Origin of the sequence: Chryseobacterium sp. 2987, from assembly GCF_031456375.1 — a bacterium.
Classification (GTDB): Bacteria; Bacteroidota; Bacteroidia; order Flavobacteriales; family Weeksellaceae; genus Chryseobacterium; species Chryseobacterium vaccae.
Map to the genome: position 1 here is coordinate 82,477 of NZ_JAVDUN010000004.1, position 20,190 is coordinate 102,666.

23 protein-coding genes and 1 tRNA gene are annotated in these 20,190 nt (G+C 35.4%); 19 read left to right on the top strand and 5 right to left on the bottom strand.

What is annotated here, in order from left to right:
* Nucleotides 1-9 precede the first annotated feature (9 nt).
* Entirely contained in the window at nt 10-1,356 is a 1,347-nt protein-coding gene (locus tag J2Y40_RS13090; protein WP_309999390.1) for a serine hydrolase domain-containing protein, read from the top strand.
* Nucleotides 1,357-1,662: 306 nt separating this feature from the next.
* Here J2Y40_RS13090 and miaA read toward each other — a convergent pair whose 3' ends face one another.
* Nucleotides 1,663-2,574 carry a tRNA (adenosine(37)-N6)-dimethylallyltransferase MiaA gene (gene miaA / locus J2Y40_RS13095; RefSeq protein WP_309999391.1) on the bottom strand — a complete coding sequence of 304 codons (912 nt, stop codon included), beginning with the start codon at nt 2,572-2,574 and terminating at the stop codon, nt 1,663-1,665.
* Between the two features lie 94 nt (nt 2,575-2,668).
* Between miaA and J2Y40_RS13100 the strand changes: the two genes are divergently transcribed.
* The 4 genes from J2Y40_RS13100 to J2Y40_RS13115 all read left to right on the top strand — a co-directional run bounded on the left by J2Y40_RS13100 (nt 2,669) and on the right by J2Y40_RS13115 (nt 5,749).
* A complete protein-coding gene (locus J2Y40_RS13100; protein WP_153395425.1) occupies nt 2,669-3,526 on the top strand; it encodes a YicC family protein in 858 nt (285 codons plus the stop codon).
* Between the two features lie 65 nt (nt 3,527-3,591).
* Complete coding sequence (gene gmk, locus J2Y40_RS13105; RefSeq protein ID WP_309999393.1) at nt 3,592-4,155, top strand: guanylate kinase; 564 nt, start codon at nt 3,592-3,594, stop codon at nt 4,153-4,155.
* A gap of 74 nt (nt 4,156-4,229) precedes the next feature.
* Nucleotides 4,230-5,249 (top strand): quinolinate synthase NadA, encoded by a 1,020-nt coding sequence (nadA, locus tag J2Y40_RS13110; protein WP_309999394.1) that lies wholly within the window; start codon nt 4,230-4,232, stop codon nt 5,247-5,249.
* Complete coding sequence (locus J2Y40_RS13115; RefSeq protein ID WP_309999396.1) at nt 5,249-5,749, top strand: hypothetical protein; 501 nt, start codon at nt 5,249-5,251, stop codon at nt 5,747-5,749. The genes nadA and J2Y40_RS13115 overlap by 1 nt, the downstream gene beginning before the upstream one ends.
* A 113-nt stretch (nt 5,750-5,862) precedes the next feature.
* Here J2Y40_RS13115 and J2Y40_RS13120 read toward each other — a convergent pair whose 3' ends face one another.
* The 3 genes from J2Y40_RS13120 to J2Y40_RS13130 all read right to left on the bottom strand — a co-directional run bounded on the left by J2Y40_RS13120 (nt 5,863) and on the right by J2Y40_RS13130 (nt 6,640).
* A complete protein-coding gene (locus tag J2Y40_RS13120; protein ID WP_153395433.1) occupies nt 5,863-6,063 on the bottom strand; it encodes a hypothetical protein in 201 nt (66 codons plus the stop codon).
* A gap of 33 nt (nt 6,064-6,096) precedes the next feature.
* Entirely contained in the window at nt 6,097-6,267 is a 171-nt protein-coding gene (locus J2Y40_RS13125; protein WP_153395435.1) for a bacteriocin-like protein, read from the bottom strand.
* Nucleotides 6,268-6,454: 187 nt separating this feature from the next.
* A complete protein-coding gene (locus tag J2Y40_RS13130) occupies nt 6,455-6,640 on the bottom strand; it encodes a bacteriocin-like protein (RefSeq protein ID WP_153395437.1) in 186 nt (61 codons plus the stop codon).
* A gap of 148 nt (nt 6,641-6,788) precedes the next feature.
* Between J2Y40_RS13130 and J2Y40_RS13135 the strand changes: the two genes are divergently transcribed.
* The 7 genes from J2Y40_RS13135 (at nt 6,789) to J2Y40_RS13165 (ending at nt 12,467) form a co-directional block, all read left to right on the top strand.
* A complete protein-coding gene (locus J2Y40_RS13135) occupies nt 6,789-7,145 on the top strand; it encodes a hypothetical protein (protein WP_153395439.1) in 357 nt (118 codons plus the stop codon).
* Between the two features lie 251 nt (nt 7,146-7,396).
* On the top strand, nt 7,397-7,768 hold the full coding sequence (gene folB / locus J2Y40_RS13140; RefSeq protein WP_309999880.1) for a dihydroneopterin aldolase: 372 nt from the start codon (nt 7,397-7,399) through the stop codon (nt 7,766-7,768).
* Nucleotides 7,769-7,804: 36 nt separating this feature from the next.
* Complete coding sequence (locus J2Y40_RS13145; RefSeq protein WP_309999399.1) at nt 7,805-9,169, top strand: DUF4403 family protein; 1,365 nt, start codon at nt 7,805-7,807, stop codon at nt 9,167-9,169.
* 27 nt (nt 9,170-9,196) lie between these two features.
* Nucleotides 9,197-9,706 carry an RDD family protein gene (locus J2Y40_RS13150; RefSeq protein ID WP_153395443.1) on the top strand — a complete coding sequence of 170 codons (510 nt, stop codon included), beginning with the start codon at nt 9,197-9,199 and terminating at the stop codon, nt 9,704-9,706.
* Between the two features lie 60 nt (nt 9,707-9,766).
* Nucleotides 9,767-9,837: transfer RNA gene (locus J2Y40_RS13155), tRNA-Cys, on the top strand.
* A gap of 1,100 nt (nt 9,838-10,937) precedes the next feature.
* Complete coding sequence (locus J2Y40_RS13160) at nt 10,938-11,162, top strand: glutathione synthase (RefSeq protein ID WP_153395445.1); 225 nt, start codon at nt 10,938-10,940, stop codon at nt 11,160-11,162.
* A gap of 474 nt (nt 11,163-11,636) precedes the next feature.
* Nucleotides 11,637-12,467, top strand: a complete 831-nt coding sequence (locus tag J2Y40_RS13165; RefSeq protein ID WP_231128673.1) for a glycosyltransferase family A protein — start codon at nt 11,637-11,639, stop codon at nt 12,465-12,467.
* A 504-nt stretch (nt 12,468-12,971) separates the two neighbouring features.
* On the opposite strand, the gene J2Y40_RS13170 is transcribed toward J2Y40_RS13165, so the two are convergent.
* Nucleotides 12,972-13,427: a hypothetical protein gene (locus J2Y40_RS13170; protein WP_153395449.1), complete on the bottom strand. Its 456-nt coding sequence runs from the start codon at nt 13,425-13,427 to the stop codon at nt 12,972-12,974.
* Nucleotides 13,428-13,713: 286 nt separating this feature from the next.
* Between J2Y40_RS13170 and J2Y40_RS13175 the strand changes: the two genes are divergently transcribed.
* The 7 genes from J2Y40_RS13175 (at nt 13,714) to pyrF (ending at nt 20,164) form a co-directional block, all read left to right on the top strand.
* Nucleotides 13,714-14,265, top strand: a complete 552-nt coding sequence (locus tag J2Y40_RS13175; protein WP_153395451.1) for a YMGG-like glycine zipper-containing protein — start codon at nt 13,714-13,716, stop codon at nt 14,263-14,265.
* 52 nt (nt 14,266-14,317) lie between these two features.
* Complete coding sequence (locus J2Y40_RS13180) at nt 14,318-15,958, top strand: LIC_10190 family membrane protein (protein ID WP_153395452.1); 1,641 nt, start codon at nt 14,318-14,320, stop codon at nt 15,956-15,958.
* A 44-nt stretch (nt 15,959-16,002) separates the two neighbouring features.
* Nucleotides 16,003-17,073 carry a chorismate synthase gene (aroC, locus tag J2Y40_RS13185; protein ID WP_153395454.1) on the top strand — a complete coding sequence of 357 codons (1,071 nt, stop codon included), beginning with the start codon at nt 16,003-16,005 and terminating at the stop codon, nt 17,071-17,073.
* A 16-nt stretch (nt 17,074-17,089) separates the two neighbouring features.
* Nucleotides 17,090-17,653: a thioredoxin family protein gene (locus tag J2Y40_RS13190; protein ID WP_153395456.1), complete on the top strand. Its 564-nt coding sequence runs from the start codon at nt 17,090-17,092 to the stop codon at nt 17,651-17,653.
* A 37-nt stretch (nt 17,654-17,690) separates the two neighbouring features.
* Nucleotides 17,691-18,230 (top strand): TlpA disulfide reductase family protein, encoded by a 540-nt coding sequence (locus tag J2Y40_RS13195; RefSeq protein ID WP_153395458.1) that lies wholly within the window; start codon nt 17,691-17,693, stop codon nt 18,228-18,230.
* A gap of 87 nt (nt 18,231-18,317) precedes the next feature.
* Nucleotides 18,318-18,659: a YkvA family protein gene (locus J2Y40_RS13200; RefSeq protein WP_062697924.1), complete on the top strand. Its 342-nt coding sequence runs from the start codon at nt 18,318-18,320 to the stop codon at nt 18,657-18,659.
* Between the two features lie 125 nt (nt 18,660-18,784).
* Nucleotides 18,785-20,164, top strand: a complete 1,380-nt coding sequence (gene pyrF / locus J2Y40_RS13205) for an orotidine-5'-phosphate decarboxylase (RefSeq protein WP_153395460.1) — start codon at nt 18,785-18,787, stop codon at nt 20,162-20,164.
* Nucleotides 20,165-20,190: the final 26 nt, after the last annotated feature.

The window sequence follows — 20,190 nt, forward strand, 5'->3', positions numbered from 1 at the left end:
TAATTAACAATGAAGAAAGTATATCTGATATTTATTTTGAATTTTTTTGGAATTCTGTCAGCACAAAATCCCAATTACAAAAAATCAATTGATAGTTTATTGAATTACCTGCAGGAAAAAAATGCTTTTTCAGGAAGTGTTTTGCTTCAAAAAAACGGAGAAACAATCTACACCGGAAATTTCAACAAATTTCCAAACAGTTCCAATGAATATCGAATTGGTTCAGTGACTAAAATTTTCACAGCAATTATCACATTTCAATTAATAGAAGAAGGGAAGCTTTCTTTAAACTCTAAGCTGAATCAATATTTTCCTAACATTAAAAATTCGGAAAAAATCACCATTGGAAATATGCTCAACCATACAAGCGGAATTTACGATTATTTGCAATGGGAAGATTATTACAGCAAAAAAAACAAAGTTTTTTCAAAGGATGAAATACTGAAGCTTATTAATCTCGGCAAACCCGATTTCAAACCGGGGGAAGATAGTTCCTACAGCAATTCCAATTATGTATTGTTAGGCTATATCATCGAAAACTTAACCGGAAAATCTTTCGAAGAAAATTTGAAGCAAAGAATTATTAATCAATTAGACCTGAAAAACACCTATTATGAAACTTCCGAAAGCGAATATGGCAAAAGGAATATTTCATATCTGTACAATGGAGAAAAATGGTTAAAAGAAACCGATACTCATCCCAGCTTTACTCTTTCAGCAGGTGCGGTTGTTTCCACCACTGAAGATATTACCAAACTAATGGATGCACTCTTCAATGGTAAGCTGGTTTCCAAAAACTCTCTTGCTCAAATGGAGACCGCCAATACAAAAGCATTCGGCTATGGACTACAAATTGCTCCATTCTATGAAAAAACAGGCTATGGACATACCGGCAGAATAGATGAATTTCATTCAACTGTAAGCTATTTTCCCGATGATAAACTCTCTCTGGTTATTTTTTCTAATGGAAATACGGTTAAGCTCAATACAATTGCCATCGGAATACTTTCCAAATACTATAGGAAAAAATATATTTATCCGGATTTCTCCAAATATGAAAGTGAAATTTCACCATCTACCGATAAGTTTACAGGTGTTTATAATGCAAGATTGGCTGGAGTAATCACTGTAGCTAAATTTCAGATTTCAAAAGCCGGGAAAAATCATTTATTTTTAAGCATGTATAATAATGGAAAAGAAGGAGAAAAAAGATTGTTAATCCCAAAAAATAAGAATATTTTTTATTCTCCGGAAAATGATGCAGAATTTGATTTTACATTCAATAAAAAAGGCAACGTAACCGGAGCTAAATTAACACAAGGCAAACAATCTATCAATTGTAAGAAAACGATGTAAAATTTGAGATTTGAGGTTTGAGATTTGAAGTTTTACTATTTAACCTGAATTCGGTTAAGGAGTTTAAGTACAAAAGCTGGAAGAAAGAGATTCTTATGGGTAAAAAAAATTGCTCAATCCGCAGTATCTGCGAGAATAATAGAAATCTTTGATATTTTAAATAAAATTTTAAGATCATAAAAGAGTAAAAAGACATCAACACTTATAGTATTGATAACCTTTATAGCTTCCCTCTTCCAGCTCCCAACTTCAATCCTTATCTTGATCATTTATTACGAAAATTTATTGTATCAAAATAAAAAACCTTTACATGATTCCCTTGGTAATATACTCAATTAATTCATCAAAGTCCTTCTGCGAATATCCCAATTGCAAATAATAAATATCGTCCGCTTTTCTATACCAGGTTAATTGACGTTTGGCATATCTCCGGCTGTTCTTTTTGATCTCCGAAACAGCAAATTCCAGATCCCATTCCCCGTCAAAATATCTGAAAAGTTCTGAATAACCAACCGTGTTCAAAGCGGTTAAATCTTTAAATTTTTCCAGACCTTCCGCTTCGGCCAGTAAGCCATTCTCCATCATTAGGTCTACCCTTCTGTTGATTCTGTCATAGAGATCTTCTCTCGGAGCTTCAATTCCGATGCGAATCACATTGAAATCTCTTGAATCCTGGGAAACAGCAATCTGTTCTGAATATTTTTTATTCGTCTGCCAAATAACGTCAATGGCCCGTAAAAGCCTTCTGTGATTATGAAAATCTACAACAGCAAAATATTCCGGATCCAGTTCTTTTAAAATCTCCTGAAGTTTTTCTATCCCTTCATTTTCAAAAATCTCCTGAAGTTTTTTCTGATTATCTTCATCCGCTTCCGGCAGATCGTTCAGCCCTTCAATCACGGCTTTTTCATACATCATACTTCCACCGACAAGGATAGCGGTGTCATGGTCTTTAAAAAGTTCGTTGAGTTTTTTCAGTGCATCTTCTTCATACTGTCCAATGGAGTAATATTCCTGAACCGAAAGATTACCGATGAAATGATGGGGCGCTTCCGCCAGTTCTTCTTCTGAAGGAGCCGCCGTCCCTATTTTCATTTCTTTAAAAAACTGTCTGGAATCACAGGAAATAATTTCCGTATTGAAATATTTTGCAAGGTCAATGGCCAGTCTTGTTTTGCCGATGCCGGTAGGTCCTACGACAGAAATTAAGTTTTTCATCAGCTCAAATTCATTATTTTATCGGTCAGATGGAATCTTAAGAGATTTCACAGTGCTAATTTAAATGTTTATCTTTGTACAACAATAAAAAACTATGATTTTATCAATGACCGGATTCGGTAGAGCCGAAGATGTTTTTGAAGGAAAAAAGATTACAATAGATATTAAATCTCTGAACAGCAAAAGCTTTGATTTGAATATCAAAGTTCCTTTACGCTATAAAGAAAAAGAATTCGATATCAGAAAAATTCTGAATGACAGAATTATCCGCGGCAAGGTAGACTGCTACATCAATCTGGAGAACCTTGAGGAATCCAATGATGTGAAGATCAATAAAAGTTTAATTGACTCTTATATCAATGAGCTCCGAAACATCGCTTCAGACGGCCCTGATTTTGAATACCTGAAAATGGCCGTACGAATGCCTGACGCTATTACTTCCAGACCTGACGAACTTACAGAAGGAGAATGGGAAGCACTGGCAAAGATTGTAAATGCGGCTGTTGACCGTTTCGAAGAGTTCAGAAGAACGGAAGGTAAAATCCTGCATGAAGAACTGGAAAGAAATGTTCAGAATATTGATAAATACCTTTCGCAGGTTATTCCTTTTGAAGAAGAAAGAATTGTAAGTGTGAAGGAACGTTATCAGAAAACGTTAAAAGAGTTTGAAAATGTTGATGAAACCCGTTTTTATCAGGAAATGGCGTATTTCACTGAAAAACTTGATATTTCAGAAGAAAAAGTAAGACTTACCCAGCATCTGAAATATTACAAAGAAGTAATGGACAACGAGGATTTCAATGGAAAAAAACTTGGTTTTATTTCACAGGAAATCGGAAGAGAAATCAACACTCTGGGTTCAAAAGCAAACCATGCTGAAATCCAGAAGCTGGTCGTTAAAATGAAGGATGACCTGGAAAAAATTAAAGAACAGACGCTCAACGTATTATAGACAAAAGACTTACAGACATAAGATCCCGGTCTTATGTCTATGATCTAACAATCTCTAAAACCTAAATGGATAAAGTAATCATATTTTCAGCGCCTTCAGGAAGCGGAAAAACTACATTGGTAAAACATTCTCTGGAAACTTTTCCGGAACTGGAATTTTCAATTTCATGCACTACACGGCAGCCGAGAGGCAGCGAAGTACATGCCGTAGACTATCATTTTTTAAGTCCTGATGAATTCAGACAGAAAATTTCAGAAGATGCTTTTGTAGAATATGAAGAAGTATATACTGATAAATATTACGGTACTTTAAAATCTGAAGTGGAAAAGATCTGGAAGCAAGGGAAAGTAGTGATCTTTGATGTAGATGTAAAAGGAGGAATCTCTCTGAAAAAATATTTCGGAGAAAAATCCCTTTCAATCTTCATTGAACCACCTTCCATTGAAGAATTGGAACGAAGATTGATTTCCAGAAACACAGATGATGTAGAAACCATCAAAATCCGTGTAGCTAAGGCAGAAGAAGAGATGGCCTATGCTGCAGAATTTGACAGGATTGTGATTAACACTGATCTTGATGAAGCAAAAAAAGAAATAGAAAGTTTAATAAAAAATTTTATTGGAAATTAAAAGCCGAAAGTCAGAAAACTTAACTTCTGATTTATTGATTTATAATTTCTGTAATTAAAAAAATTGAGGCTGATATGAGTATCGAAACATTAGAAAAAGCCAAAGCAGCTATTCCTGTGAGGGGATATCTGGATATTAAAGATATAATGATCCCTCAGGGTGAAGAATTGGTAAAAGCCATTCTTAAACTTAAGGAAGAAAAAAATGCTGTAATTCTCGCCCACTACTACCAGCCGGGAGAAATTCAGGATATTGCTGACTTTCTGGGAGATTCTTTACAACTTGCAAGACAGGCCAAAGACACCAACGCTGATATGATTGTATTCTGTGGAGTACATTTCATGGCAGAAGCTGCTAAAATCTTAAACCCGACTAAAAAAGTAGTTCTTCCTGATACGATGGCAGGATGCTCACTGGCAGATGGATGCTCAGGGGAAGGATTAAGAAAAATGCGCGAACAGCATCCTAATGCCTTAATTGCAACATACATCAACTGTAATGCTGAAACAAAAGCAGAAAGTGATATTATCGTAACCAGTTCCAATGCTGAAACCGTTATTGAAGCTCTTCCGAAAGACCGCCCGATTATCTTTGCACCGGATAAAAACCTGGGAAGATATTTATCCCAGAAAACCGGCCGTGATATGATTCTTTGGGACGGAAGTTGTGTCGTTCACGAAGCATTTTCCATGGAAAGAATTGCAAAACAGCTGGCAGAATCTCCTGATGCAAAATTAATTGCACACCCGGAAAGTGAAGAAGCCGTTTTAAAGCTGGCCCACTTCATCGGTTCTACCTCAGCCCTGCTGAATTATGTGGAAAAAGACGACTGCCAGAAATTCATTATCGCCACGGAAGAAGGAATTCTGCATGAGATGAGAAAGCGTGCTCCACACAAAGAACTGATTCCTGCTCTTGTTTTTGATGAAAGCTGCAACTGCTCAGAGTGTTTCTATATGAAAAGAAACACCATGGAAAAATTGTATCTGTGCATGAAATATGAACTTCCGGAAATTCTTATCGACGAAGAATTAAGATTAAAGGCATTGAAGCCAATTGAAGCGATGCTGGATCTTTCAAAATCAATCAAATAATGAAAAAACTGTTTTTCATTGCATGTTTGTTTGTTATCAATATTTGTTTCTCACAGACCTCTCAGAAAGAGACTGTTTTAAAGCAGGCTTATGAAATGAGACAGGCCTTTATGAATAAAAACTATGATGTTTTCAGCAGCTATGTTCATGAGGGAGTTATAAAAATGATGGGCGGCAAAAAGAAGATGATCAATGTTTCCGTAGCTGCAATGGATACCATGAACAAGCAGGGCCATCATTTTAAAAAAGTTGATTTTTCTGATGTCTCAGATATTATTACAGTAAAAAATGAGCAGCAGGCCGTTGTCCATCAAAAAATACAGATGGATACTCCTAAAGGAAATATCAATGCAGATTATTACATGATCGCTGTATCTGGTAATAATGGTAAAAACTGGAAATTTATAGACACTTCAGGAAAAGATATTCAGACCATGAGAAAATATTTTCCCAATCTGAGTTCTCAACTTGTTATTCCTAAAAAGAAAATTTCAAAATAAATAAAAGCACTGCGAAAACAGTGCTTTTTTAATTCCCCTAAATTAGTCTGCCGTAAAATAAGATTATCTACAGGCAAACAAAATAGTATAAATGCAGATGTTTACCATCCTGTTTAAGAAGTAACAGGACCTACGCAGGCAGGCATTAAGAAATATTGCGTTTTGCAACAATCAGACAGCACCGAATACTGCTGGCAGGTACGGGATGCTCCTGATCCGGGAGGCCCAAAAGTTGTTCCTGGAGGATAAGGACATCCCCCTGGACATCCGGAACCATTCATTCTTTTCAACTGTGATCTTGATAATTTTTTCATAATAATTTGTTTTTGGATTTATATTTTCCCGCATTACACCATCGGAGGATAGCAGGTTCCGCCCGGTTTTCTCCAGCATCCCCATGCACCGCCTCCACGGAAGCATACATACGCCGCACCACCGCAAGTCTCAATTTGAAATTCGGTAAAACCACCGCTGATCTTACTTTTCTCTTCTCTTGAAAGTTTTTTTAAATTTTTCATAATAATTCAGGTTGATTTATTTGTTCTTTGTCATACGAAAATGAAATCTTTTTTATTCAAAACAAAGCATCAATTAGCAGATGCAACGAGTTTTTAAATAAGTGCGTCACTTTATAAGTCTTTTGTAGAAATCCGATGAAATTTTTAAAAATCAAAAAAGCACTGTTTTCACAACACTCGTGTTAACCTATTGAGGAAAGCAGTCGGCATGTACCAATACTCTGGATTGGCAGCAGGCAGGCAACGCATGAAAAGCATCACAGGATCTTGGTAATCCTGGCCCGTAAGGTCCCGGAGGACAGTTTTCATAACATACATCACCTCCCTTAATTGACTTTAAACTTTCTCGGTTCAGTTTCTTTAAATTTTTCATATTGATCTTGTTTTAAGTTTGTATCTTAAAGATAATATTTATTTTTCAAAACAGAGTGAATAATTTTAAAATACTGATTAAAAGATGTATACATTTTTTCTATTCAGAGAAAACACTCTATTCTTATCATACAAATTGTCTGTAAAAAATGATGTTATTTCCAAATAATTTGGACACTTGCCCTGTAAAGCAATGGCATCAATATGAGAAAACAGATCCCGTAATAAGTGTTCCCAGCCGAAACTTTGGAATGTCCTCGCCGGACTTGTCGCTCATTTCAGAGGACTGCCTGCTGAATATTTTATTGCTGCCCTTAACAAAAATAGTCTTAAGCGGTTTTTACCCTTTCCAACGCCATGGATGTGGAAATCCAAGCAATTTTGTAAGAATTATGGAATTATTTAACCATCAGTCCAGTCTTCTGAAAAATAAAATTTTCGGATATTCCATAAGTGACAGCGAAACCCTTCAGACAATTTCTGATCTTTTCCACCATCATAATTAGCTCACAGATCCTCATGATGCTGTCGCATCAACACACTGGAAAAGTATCTGGGTAAAAATCCGGGTAAAAAAGGGATTATTTTAGGGACCGTACATCTTGTAAAATTTCCTGATGCCATAGAAAAAGCCACCCATACTATCTCAGAGATTCCGGCATCATTAAACCATCTGATAAAAATGGATAAAAAAACTACAGAAATAGCTCCGGATTTTGAAGAATTAAAACGATTTTTGCTGAATAAAAATAAAACAATGAGCAAAATATATCTTGAAGATATTAAAATATATGCCTATCACGGAGTGCTTCCAGAAGAAAACATCATCGGTACCTACTATATTTTAAATGCAGAGCTGCATACTGATCTATGGAAAGCAGCAGAAACCGATGATCTGAATGACACCATAAGCTATGCAGATATCAACGCCATCATCCATCAGGAAATGGCCATTCAATCTAAGCTTCTGGAACATGTTGCAGGAAGGATTATTTTAAAGATTCATGAAAGTTTCCCACAGGTTTCCTACATTAAGTTAAGAGTAACCAAAACCTCACCTCCTATGCAGGGAGAAATGAAAGGAGCCAGCATTGAACTGGAAAAAAGTTTCAAACCTGATAATCATTAAAAATTATTATTTTCGTTTTACAAAAAACATAAAACATTGAAATCCATCAAAATATTATTTCTTCTAAGTTTTGGCATCATTTTCGGCCAGACCAATACAGCCAGCCAGGCTCCTGTTTATAATTTTCCCAAGATGAAGTCCAGCATTACAATGCCGGTAACAATTCCTCTTTCGGAGATCAGCAATATGATCAATGCTACTGTAAAAGATCTGGTGTATCAGGATGATTCTTATACGGATAACAACAACGATCAGTTTAAGGTAAAGGTCTGGAAAACCCGCCCGATTCGTTTGGTAGGTGGCACCAGTCAGAATATACTGATCGAGGTTCCGTTAAGAATCTGGGCAGAGAAAGGTATTGGCACATTAGGGGTTTACTCCTATCAGAATACAACCTTTGAAACAGTGATGTCTTTTAATACCTCTATTACATTCAATAATAACTGGACCATATCTACAACTACCCGGCCTAATGGGTTCAGATGGGTAAGCAAACCGGTACTGGACTATGGGAAGATTCAGATCCCCATAACCTCTATTGTTGAAAAAAGCCTGAAAGAGCAACAAGAAAAATTCAGCAAAACGATCGACCAGCAGATGACTACCCAGTTGAATTTTCAGCAGTATGCTGTAATGGCGTGGAATGTTTTTTCTCAGCCTTTTAATATTTCAGAAGAATATAATACCTGGCTGAAAGTAAGCCCAATCAGCGTTAATATTACTCCGTTGAAATTTTATGGAAACCAAATCGATACCAATATCGGGATTGATGTGTATTCTGAAACATTTACAGGAAGTAAACCTGCAGCTACCCAGCCGATAAAAACTGTGGGCAATTTCACTGTATCTTCTGCACTGGCTGATCAATTTTTGCTTCAGACAACCGCCAATATTCCTTTTACCGAAGCTTCGAATATTGCAAGAAATATGTTTTTAAACAAAGAATATGATGTTCGAGGGTCTAAAGTGAAAATTAAAGACATCAGAGTATACGGCATTGATGACAGGGTGGTTATTGAAGCGGAAACCGAAGGATATGTCAACGGACGGGCCCTGATATCCGGTATTCCGGTGTATGATGATGCGAAAAAGAAAATTGTATTGTCTAACACAAAATTCAACCTTAAAACTGCCAATATCCTGCAGAAAACCGCTACCCTATTGTTTAAGGGGAAAATCGTAAAAATGATTGAAGATGAATACGGAATTCCAACCCAGGATCTGGAACTCGCCTCTAAAAAAAGTATTGAAGAAGCTTTCAACAAAGAATATTATAAAGGCTTAAAAATGAATGGAAAAGTATTCAGTCTGAAACCGGGAAAAATTCTCATGAATCCTTCAGGTATCACAGCTGTTATTGATACCAACGCATCCTTAAAATTAACGGTTAGCGGCCTATAAACTGATAAAAAACTAATACCTATAGCTATGAAAAAACTTTTTAAAATTATTGAGGACAATAAAGCCTCACAAGGTCTCAGGCTGGCTAATTTTATTATTGACCGGATTGTAGTATACGCTCTTTTTTTCCTGTATGGAACCTTTTCTGTACTTTCATACGAGTTATTAAGTATTGATTTTTTTCTGAATATTGCAAACAAATTATCTACATTGAGCAGATTTGAGGATATTTTGATAACCACAACAGTTTATTTTCTGTATCTGTTTTTCATGGAATATTTTACAAAAGGAAGAACCATTGGTAAATATGTTACAGGAACCAAAGTAATGAGTACCGACGGCACAATACCTACTCTGCAGGAATTTTTTATAAGAAATATTTCCAGATTAGTGCCTTTTGATATACTGTCTTTCCTGGGAAGCAACGGATGGCATGACAACTGGAGCGATACCAGAGTGGTGAATATAAAAAAATATACCCTTGATAAACAGCGCAAAGAGGAGATAAACAGCATGGGCACAAAAGAAATTGCTTAAAAAATTTTTGTTGAATCATATATTTTGCTATATTTGCACACCTAAAAATGGTAAAGACATGGTACTTTGGCCGAGCGGCTAGGCAGTGGTCTGCAACACCATCTACAGCGGTTCGAATCCGCTAGGTACCTCTTTAACCTCTAATCATCTATTTATAGATTTTTAGAGGTTTTTTCTTTTATTTCACTGAGTCTAAACTTAGCAAAGTAATACAAAAATCTTTTGTATTTCAAGGATAAGCGAAGCGGTCTTGTTTATCTTAACGTCCAAATTATTTATCCTTAGTTTAACTTAACGATTAATAAAAAAATACCTCCACAAGTTTTCAGTCCGGCACAATATTTTTTTACTCACTTGCTGATTTTTCAAATGATTCGCACTCAATCTTATAATTAAAATGCCCTCCGAAAACGGAAGGCATTAAAAAAGTACTAGTTTTTCATAGGACTGTAATATGAACTGCCGCGAATATACAATAAATTATTTATTGCATAATATGGTTGTAATCATAAAAACCTGTATTATCTTTTAATAAATAATGGCAAAGTTCAATGTTTTTATGCAATTTAATTAGAAAAAATCATAATGATTTCACAAAGAATATCTCCTTTAAATACAAAACAAAAAAATCCCCGAATTGCTTCGGGGATAAAAACTAATAACCATGAAAACTCAAATTAAACATGAGTTGCTACATTACATTGAAAAATCGTGCCAAACGTAAAAAAAACGGAAAATACTTTTTGTATCTTTCCTAAAAACATATACACTTGAAATTACTTTCGATTCTTACCCTATTGTTTTTTCGGGTGCTGCAACTGGCTCAGATAAGTGTCAATATTCCTTCACAAAAACAACCTTCCCAATGTGTCTCTTTGCTATGAATTTACTGATCTTTATCTCCCTACCCCTGAAATAAAAAGCCTCCTTTTTTATAAAGGAGGCCACAAGCATGTATAAAGTGATGAAAATATAATATATAAAGGATTTCAATTCAAAAGTAAGATAATCCCAATTCTCTATTTTATGACTCAGGTCATATGATAACGGTAGTCTTTCTCAGTATATTTGGACAACATCATCCCATTTCCATCATTATTATCTTTTTTTTAAACTCTCTTTACAGGAGAGTTTTTTCATTCAAACAAAACCAGCACAATAAAACATAAATAATATAAGCCCATTTGGCATAATTTATTCAATAACAAAACAAACCTTAAAACTTTACACCATGGCACACAGAAATTTCAAAAAAGAAGACTTTGAGAAAGATCAGAATGAATATCAGCTGGAATTTAAAATTGATGAGATTGGTAAAGGTCTGGACCTGATTGTTGAAAGAAAAAACAGACAGGGTGAATATGAAGTAATCCAGGCAGAAATTAAAAGACTTAATGATCTTATTTTTATCTGCTGGAGTGAACCGTTTGACGGAAGGGTAATCTATAATGAATAAAAATTATTCCATGCTTAAAAAATCTCCAATAATAAAGACCCAAAAAACACAAATGATGAAAGAAAGTTTTTATATCATGAATAGTAGATTCTGCCTATTCCTGTTTTCATGAGAATGGAAAATCCGTGATGCATTTTATATTTCTGATGAAATAATATTCCATCAAAAAAAGAACATGTATTTATCATTTATGCCATATTTATAACGATAGAAAATTTTTTACAACAGTTCGTTAATTATAGTTTATTTTTTTCTAAAATTACAATATTATATTAAGTACAATTCAGGTGCAATAATCTTCAATGAATCATTTTTATTTTAACATATTCATACAAATAATTCATTACAAAAAGTCAATTATCAATCATAATTCTTAAAAAATAATAAAAATTTATAAAATACACCATGATCCAGGTTATATTTTTCCGGTATTTTATTTCTTAGTTTTACAAAAAAATATTAATTCAATATATCGTGATAAGATTCTCTATACTTATAGCCAACTATAATAATGGGAAGTATTTTAAAGACTGCTATAACTCTCTGATCAGCCAATCTTATAGAAATTGGGAGGTTATAATTGTTGATGATGCCTCTACGGATGATTCTGTAGAAATAATTGAAGCGGTCATTAAAAATGATCCTCGTTTCAAAATCTATCATAATCCATCCAATCAAGGCTGCGGCTATACCAAAAGAGAATGCATGAAATATGCAACCGGGGAAATCTGCGCCTATCTGGATCCTGATGATGCTTTATATACGGATGCTTTAGAAAAAACAATACAGGAATTCATCAACAACAGCGACATTGCAGCTACCTATTCCCAGATGATGCTGTGCGATGAAAATCTTATCCCAGAAAAGGTATATGCAGGAACCAAGCAAATCTATAACAGCCGCTATTTCTTTAATTGTCCTACTCAATTTGCTCATTTCTTCACGTTTAAAAAAGAAACCTATTTAAAGACTTCAGGAATTAATCCCGCTCTTAAAAGTGCAGTAGATCAGGATTTGTATTTAAAAATACTTGAGCACGGAGACGTAAAATATATTAAAGAACCATTGTACCTATACAGGCTTCATTCTAACGGCATTTCTCAGCAAAGTTCCAAGCAGGGAGCAAAAGAATCTTTCGCGAAAGTCATCCATGAAACCATGAAGAGAAGGGGAATCCGCAAAATTAATAATCAGAAAGTTCCCGAGACGTATACTAATCAGCAGGAAATCTATCAGCTTCTGAACTATCAGACTCAAAAGCTGCACAGGCTGATCAACAAAGTAAAAGTAACATTCAATATATAACAAAGAAGGCTTCCCAGAAATGGGGAGTTTTTTATTCTGTTAATACTGTTTTGACTATCCTCAGAGGTCATATTAATTTTTCCTGCCTTTCCTGATTATCTCCACAAAAACGGCCCCCTTTTCAGGAGGCCTAAAAACACAAATGATGAAAAAAATCTATTCAGAAAAATCCAAACAGAATTTCATGGACAATTCTTGTCTTATTTCTTTTTATTATACTTTCTCCAATAAGGAAAATCATAACTGTAGCACCAAAAGCCGGATTTATGGTTTATTTTCCTAAGGATAAAATAACATCCTAAAATAATAAGCATCGATAAAACAAATGCAATACTCAGGTTAAAAACAAATGAATAGTCAAAAGTCTCCATAGTTAGTAGTTTTTCAGTTTTTATGGCGCTAAATTTAACATAAATTTCCAAACAAAGTGAAATAAAAACTACAAAGACTAAAACTCAAGCCTGAGAATAACAAAGTTATTTAAATATTTCTTTGCCTACAAAGTTATTCGGACCAGGTTACAGGAATATACACGGTAACAAATCCATCATTATCTACCTGAGCATCAGATACAGTCATGGTAACAGAACCATAACCAGTCCATCCTCCTTGTCCCTGCATCGCAGAGAAAATATAATTTCCTGCCGGAATCCCCTCATAATATTGAGGCAGAGTCTGAAAACCACCACTATAGTAAGTATCATATACTTCACCGGTATCGATATTTTCGGCAAGAAAACTGCCTACATCATGATTCCCTGAAAGGATTTTGGTTCCGTTTTGAGATAAAAGCCCAAACCTAATCTTATACGATTTTGTTTTAGAAACTTCTTTTGCTGGATCTGATTTCTTTTCATTAGACTGAATCTGGACATCCGTAATATCATCATTGGATGAACACGAAAGGGCAACAGCCGACATTCCTGCCAAGGCAAGTGCCATAAAAATTGTTTTTTTCATAATAAAGTAATTTGGTAAAACAAAAATAATTCATTCATATGAACTGAATAAAAATCATTCATGAACTAATAATTACATCAGAATAAATAAAACAGATCCACTCCAAAATACTATGATCAACACGGGCTGAATCCTCGTTTAAGTCTCACTTATATCCAACACCCGATCAAAAAATTTACATTTTTTATCTTTTTTAACATCCTTTAACTAAAATTTGGCTTCATAATTGAAAATACAAACAAAGCAGAAACCGTTTTGGTGGAAACTACTTATTAAAATTTGAATTATGAAAAAGATAGTATTAGCAGGTTTTTTATCCGTTTTTTTACTAACGGCCTGCAAGAAAGACGAAAGGACAGCAGAAAAGTCTCTGGAACAGCAGAAACTTGAATTTCAGGCCAGACAGCTTGAAATAGAAAAACAGAAACTGGCTATTGAAAAAGAAAAGCTGGTATATGAAGCTCAGAAAAAGGCAGACAGCATTGCAGAAGATAAAAAATCAAAAACTGCAGCAGCCAATAATTCAAAACCTCAGATCATAAGAGAAACAAAAACCATATACAGAGACAGAGGGTCCAATTCCAATTCAGGAAGCGGAAATTATGCAAACAACGGAAGCAATGCTTCACAAGGTACAACCCAGCAGAAAAAAGGGATGAGTAAGGCAGCCAAAGGAACAATCATTGGTGCCGTAGGTGGAGCTGCTGCAGGAGCGATTATCGCTAAGAAAAACAGAGGTCTTGGTGCCGTGATTGGTGGTGTAGTTGGTGGTGCAACCGGATATACTATCGGTAGATCACAGGACAGAAAAGACGGAAGAGTACAGCCTCGTAATTAATATTTTTCACGATAACATGTAAAGATTGCTTATTTTTAAGCAATCTTTTTTTATGGTCCTACTTCTCTTTTCCTGTATTCTTATCATCCCGGTTCTGGCAGGCTGGGGGAAGATCACAGGATCTTTTTTCGGATCGCTGTATGAAGGCATTTCAGCAAATATATTGTCCGGAATATTAGGATTAAGTCTCATCTGGACCATTTTAGCTTTTTTTATTCCTATTAATATATATATAGAAATCCCCGTTATATTGACAGGTCTTTTCTTTTTTTTCAGGAATAAATTATATCAGTATTTTTATTATTTTTCAAAAAAAGACATTACCCTGATAGCAGGTATTTCAATGATTATCCTGTATTGTAGTTCTTTCTATCCTTATATATTGGATCATTTCGGATATTATGTCCCTACAATACAATGGCTTACAGAATATGGTCTGGTAAAAGGTATTTCCAATCTGGATCTTACCTTGGGACAAATGTCGGTATGGCATATTTTCCAGGCTGGATTTTCTGGCTTCTCAGATCCGTTTTTAAGAATTAATGCTCTTCTTCTTATCATATATGTAATGTATATTTTTGAGAGAAAAAGCTGGATACAATTATGCTTTCTACCAATATTGCTTCTTTTTTCACAATCACCATCTCCGGATCTTCCTGTGATCACCCTCTCCTTAATTATTCTGAATGAAATACTGACCGGAAATAAAAAGTCCAATCTTCTTTTTGCCTTTTCAGCTTTTGTTTTTGCGATAAAACCCACCATGATATGGCTTCCGATCCTGACTTTCTTCTTTACTGTTTTTACCCTTAAAACTAAATTCAGCAGTCTGATCTTTGGGTTTTCAATACTCCTGTTATTTTTTATTAAAAACATATGGACATTCGGCTACCCGGTTTTCCCTGTTGCTATTGCAGATCTTGGAATAGGATGGAAACCTAATCCTGATATATTGAATACTTCTTCACAATATGCCATTCAAAAAACATTTGATATGCAGTACTCCTATGAAGAAATTCAGAAGTTTACTTTTAGGGATCACGTTAAAAACTGGCTCACCTTAAAAGGGATTAAATCAAAGATCAACCTTCTTTTTATCATAAGCCTTATCCTGTTTACCGCTTTTGCTTTCTTTAAAAAGAAAAGGATTATCACCATAATCTGCCTGTCACTGCTGATAAAAAGCATATTTGTTTTACTTTTTTCCGCTCAGTACCGCTTTTTTATTGATGTATTTTTTGTAATATTTTTCGTAGTACTGTTTCAGTATTTTAACAAGAAAAGATCAGTATTTATCTTTGCAGCCGGCAGCCTGATTTTGATGTTCATTCTCACACTTCCCTCTTTTATCCAACAGTACATTCCTAGTTTCAGACCCGGAAGTTTTATGGCTGGATTTAAAAAAGAGCAATTGTATAAACCTTCTGTCTATCAGTATAAAAAATACAATACATTTGAAGTAGGAAACTTAAGGTTTAATATTTCCGAAAACTATCCTTTTAATTTTGACACTCCTCTTCCTGCGATTTCAGAAAGTTTCCTTTCAGACGATGTACATTCAGGAATTTTCCCACAGTGTATAGATGAAAAAAATATAAAAAAGGGATTCATCTGGAAAAAACTGTCCCCCAAAGAAAAGAAAGAAGCAGAAAAGGTTATTCATACTATCAAAAACACTGATAAACAGAACTAATGCAGAAACTTTATTATCTGAAGAAAAATAGGTAATTTTGTATCATGTTCAATACATTAGGTAATCTTCTCAGTCTTACAACATTTGGAGAAAGTCACGGCGCTGCCTATGGCGGCATTATCAATAATTTCCCGGCAGGTTTAACGGTAGATCTCGATCAGGTTCAGTATGAGCTTGACCGCAGAAAACCCGGGCAGTCCGCTATTGTTACCCAAAGAAAAGAAAGTGATACGGTAAAATTCCTGTCTGGTATTTTCGAAGGGAAAACAACAGGAACTCCTATCGGTTTTATCATCGAAAACGAAAATCAGAAATCAAAGGACTATGATCATATCGCCAATGCATACCGCCCAAGTCATGCAGATTTCACGTACGATCAGAAATTCGGAATAAGGGATTATCGTGGAGGCGGAAAATCTTCAGCCAGAGAAACCATCAATTGGGTGGTTGCCGGAGCACTTGCTAAACAGCTTTTATCAGACATTGAAATCAACGCTTACGTTTCTTCGGTAGGTGATATTTTCTGTGAAAAGCCCTATCAGGCCTTAGACTTTTCAAAAACGGAAAGCAATGAAGTACGCTGCCCGGATGCTGAAACAGCAGAAAAGATGATCGAAAGAATCAAAGAAATCAAAAAAGAAGGCAACACCATTGGCGGAACCATTACCTGTGTGATCAAAAATGTTCCTGTAGGAATTGGTGAACCTGTATTTTCCAAGCTTCAGGCTGAACTGGCAAAAGCGATGCTTAACATCAATGCCTGCAAAGGATTTGAGTATGGAAGCGGTTTTTGCGGTGCCAAAATGACAGGAAAAGAACATAATGATGCTTTCAATACAGATTTTACCACAAAATCTAACCTTTCAGGTGGAATTCAGGGTGGAATTTCCAATGGTATGGATATTTATTTCCGTGTCGCCTTCAAGCCTGTAGCTACGATCTTAAGACCTCAGGAAAGTGTGGATAAAGACGGAAATCCGGTTATCGTGGAAGGAAAAGGGCGTCATGATCCTTGTGTTCTTCCAAGAGCTGTTCCTGTTGTGGAAAGCTTAGCCGCATTTGTACTGGCAGACCTGTTCCTGATCAACAAAACAAGAAATATCAATCATTTTTAATATAAAATACGGAGTAATGAAAAATTACTGGGACAACGGGATCTCTTTTGAAGAGTATATCCGTATCGGAAGAGAAAGACTGGAAAATCCTGCTAACGAACAGGAAGCCGAATATAAACAATATTATGAACTGGGACTTCAGAGAATGGACAGAACTTTAAAAAAGTATGTTCCAGATGAAGATCAGCTGAAAGAACTTGCTTCTAAAAACTTTGACGGAAAGATCCTGATTATTTCTGAAGCATGGTGCGGTGATGCCAGCGCCACAGTTCCGGCTCTTGTTAAATTCTTTGAAGGGCATAATGAAGTAAGAATTTTCCTAAGAGACAGCGATAAAAGTCTGATCAATCAGTTTCTGACCAATGGAACAGAATCTATTCCTAAAGTGATTATCCTGGATCAAGATTTTAATATAAAGAATTCCTGGGGGCCTCGTCCAAAATACGGACATGAGCTTCTGATGAAATATAAAGCAGATCCTGAAGGCTATCCAAAGGATAATTTCTATAATGATCTTCAACTTTATTATGCCAAAAACAGAGGTAAAGATGCTGTTCAGGAAATTTTAGAATTATTGTAACAGAATTTATTCAAAAGATAACGGTAAAAATCGGCCTATGAAAAAGAATATTATTTACCTCGTACTGATCGTCATCATTGGTGTTATTGTATTTATTCCGGGAGTAAGAAGCTACCTGAAAGACCAGTTTTTCCCGGTGGCTACCATTGAGAATGCAGTGCATGTAAGTGAAGAAGATTATGATATTGAGCTGAAAGGAATGAATGTTCCGGATACCAACCTTAAAAACTTCAGAAACAAAGCTGTTTTTCTTAATTTCTGGGGAACATGGTGCCCTCCATGCAGAAAAGAATGGCCTTCTATTCAAAAGCTGTATGATTCCCGAAAAGAAAATGTAGATTTTGTACTCATCGCAATGAATGATAAAGAGGATGCTGTAAAAAAATTCCTCGCAGAAAACAATTACAATGTTCCCGTATATATTGCGCAAAGCCCGATCTCTGAAAAGATTCTTCCCAAAGCTTTCCCTACTACGTTCCTTTTGGACAAAACAGGAAGAATCATCATTAAAGAAGATGCTTACAGAGATTGGAATACGGAAACTGTGCATCAATTCATTGATAACATTATCAAGTAATTTTTTTAACTAAATTTTATAATTAATTGGTACAAAATTTGCGAATTTTATAGCGTTGAAAAAATTTATTTAAAAACTAAACACAAAATGAAGTATTCAAAATTGAATCTTGCAAAAGAAGCCATTAGCCACAAAGGTTTCGTAAAAAAAATCCCTGACATTTTCAGAATGGTAAAAATGTGGAGAAAAGGAATCTATCCCATGAAATCCCTTGACATCATCCTGCCTTTACTGGGACTTTTATATGTGATCTCCCCTATTGATCTTCTCCCTGAATTTGCCATTCCGGTACTGGGCGTTATGGATGATATTGCCGTTTTATCGCTCACTATCCCAAAACTGATTAAAGAAGTGGACAAATTCCTGCTTTGGGAAGCTGAACAAAGGCTGAAAGGCACAAAAGTTATTGATGCAGAAATTGTAAAATAATCGCATTAGCAAAGAAAATATGAACCATTCCGAACACTTCCGGGATGGTTTTTTGTTGACAAATCAGTGATAAATTTTTAAGCCTTATTTCAAATCCTTAAATTTGCAGTATCTAATAAAAAATAATGGAAAGTAAAAAAGAATTCTTCTTAGAGTGCTATAAGCTGGGCATCATTAAATTCGGAAGGTTTACCCTGAAAAGTGGTATCGAAAGTCCGTTTTATGTAGACCTCAGACCTTTGGCTTCAGACCCTAAAATTTTAAAAAATCTTGCTAATTATTTATTGGAAATGCTTCCTCTGGATAATTTTGACCTGATCTGCGGAGTTCCTTATGCTGCTCTTCCAATGGCTACGGCCATGTCACTGGAAAGCTATATTCCATTAATCATTAAAAGAAAAGAAGCAAAGAGCTACGGAACAAAAAAACTGATTGAAGGAATTTACCAGAAAGGGCAGAACTGTCTTTTGGTAGAAGATGTCATCACTTCCGGAAAATCGCTTGTAGAAACAATTGCTGAAGTAGAGCAGGAAGATCTTAAGGTAGCTGATATTGTTGTGGTACTGGACAGAGAACAGGGAGGAAAACAACTACTGGAAAGTAAAGGTTACAGAGTACATACGCTTTTCAATATTTCGGAAGTATGCGATATTCTTCAGGAAACCGGAGAATTATCTGATGAAGAAGTGGCTAGAATCCAGGATTTTCTTCAGGGAAACCATATCCAGTTTGAAGAAAAAATCAGACCTTCTTATGAACAGAAACTACAGCAGACCCAGCATTCTGTTTCAAAAAAGTTACTAGAAACTGCCTTGGCTAAACAATCCAACCTGATTGCTTCGGCAGATGTTACAACCACTCAGGAACTTTTGGATCTTGCTGAAAAAGTAGGTCCGCATATCATTGCTTTAAAAACCCATATTGATATTATTTCAGATTTTGATTACGAAAAAACCATACTTCCTTTAAAAGAGCTTGCTTCAAAACATCAGTTTCTTCTAATGGAAGACCGCAAGTTTGCTGATATTGGAAATACCCAAGAGCTTCAGTTTACAAGCGGAGTTTTCAAAATTACAGACTGGGCAGATTTTGTGACCTCCCAGGTGATAGGTGGTTTTGAATCTTTAGATTGTTTCAAGAATGTAGGCGTAGTAGCCATTGTTGGAATGTCTTCCAAAGGAGCTTTAACTACTGCTGCATATCGTGAAGAAGCCCTTAAAGTAGCATTATCACATCCTAATGTAATTGGTGGAGTATCACAAAACCAGATTCCGGAAGATCTTTTATTATTTACTCCGGGGGTAAATCTTGCCGACTCGGGAGACGGAAAAGGCCAGCAGTATAATACTCCGGAGCACGTTTTCAAAATGCTTCATACCGATTTCATTATCGTAGGAAGAGGTATTTATAAGTCTGATAATCCAGAAGCAGCTGCGGTTACCTATAAAAACGAAGGCTGGAATGCTTATATCAATTCTTTACAAAAAAAAGAGATTCAGGGTTAAAATCCTATAAAATATATTCAAAATAA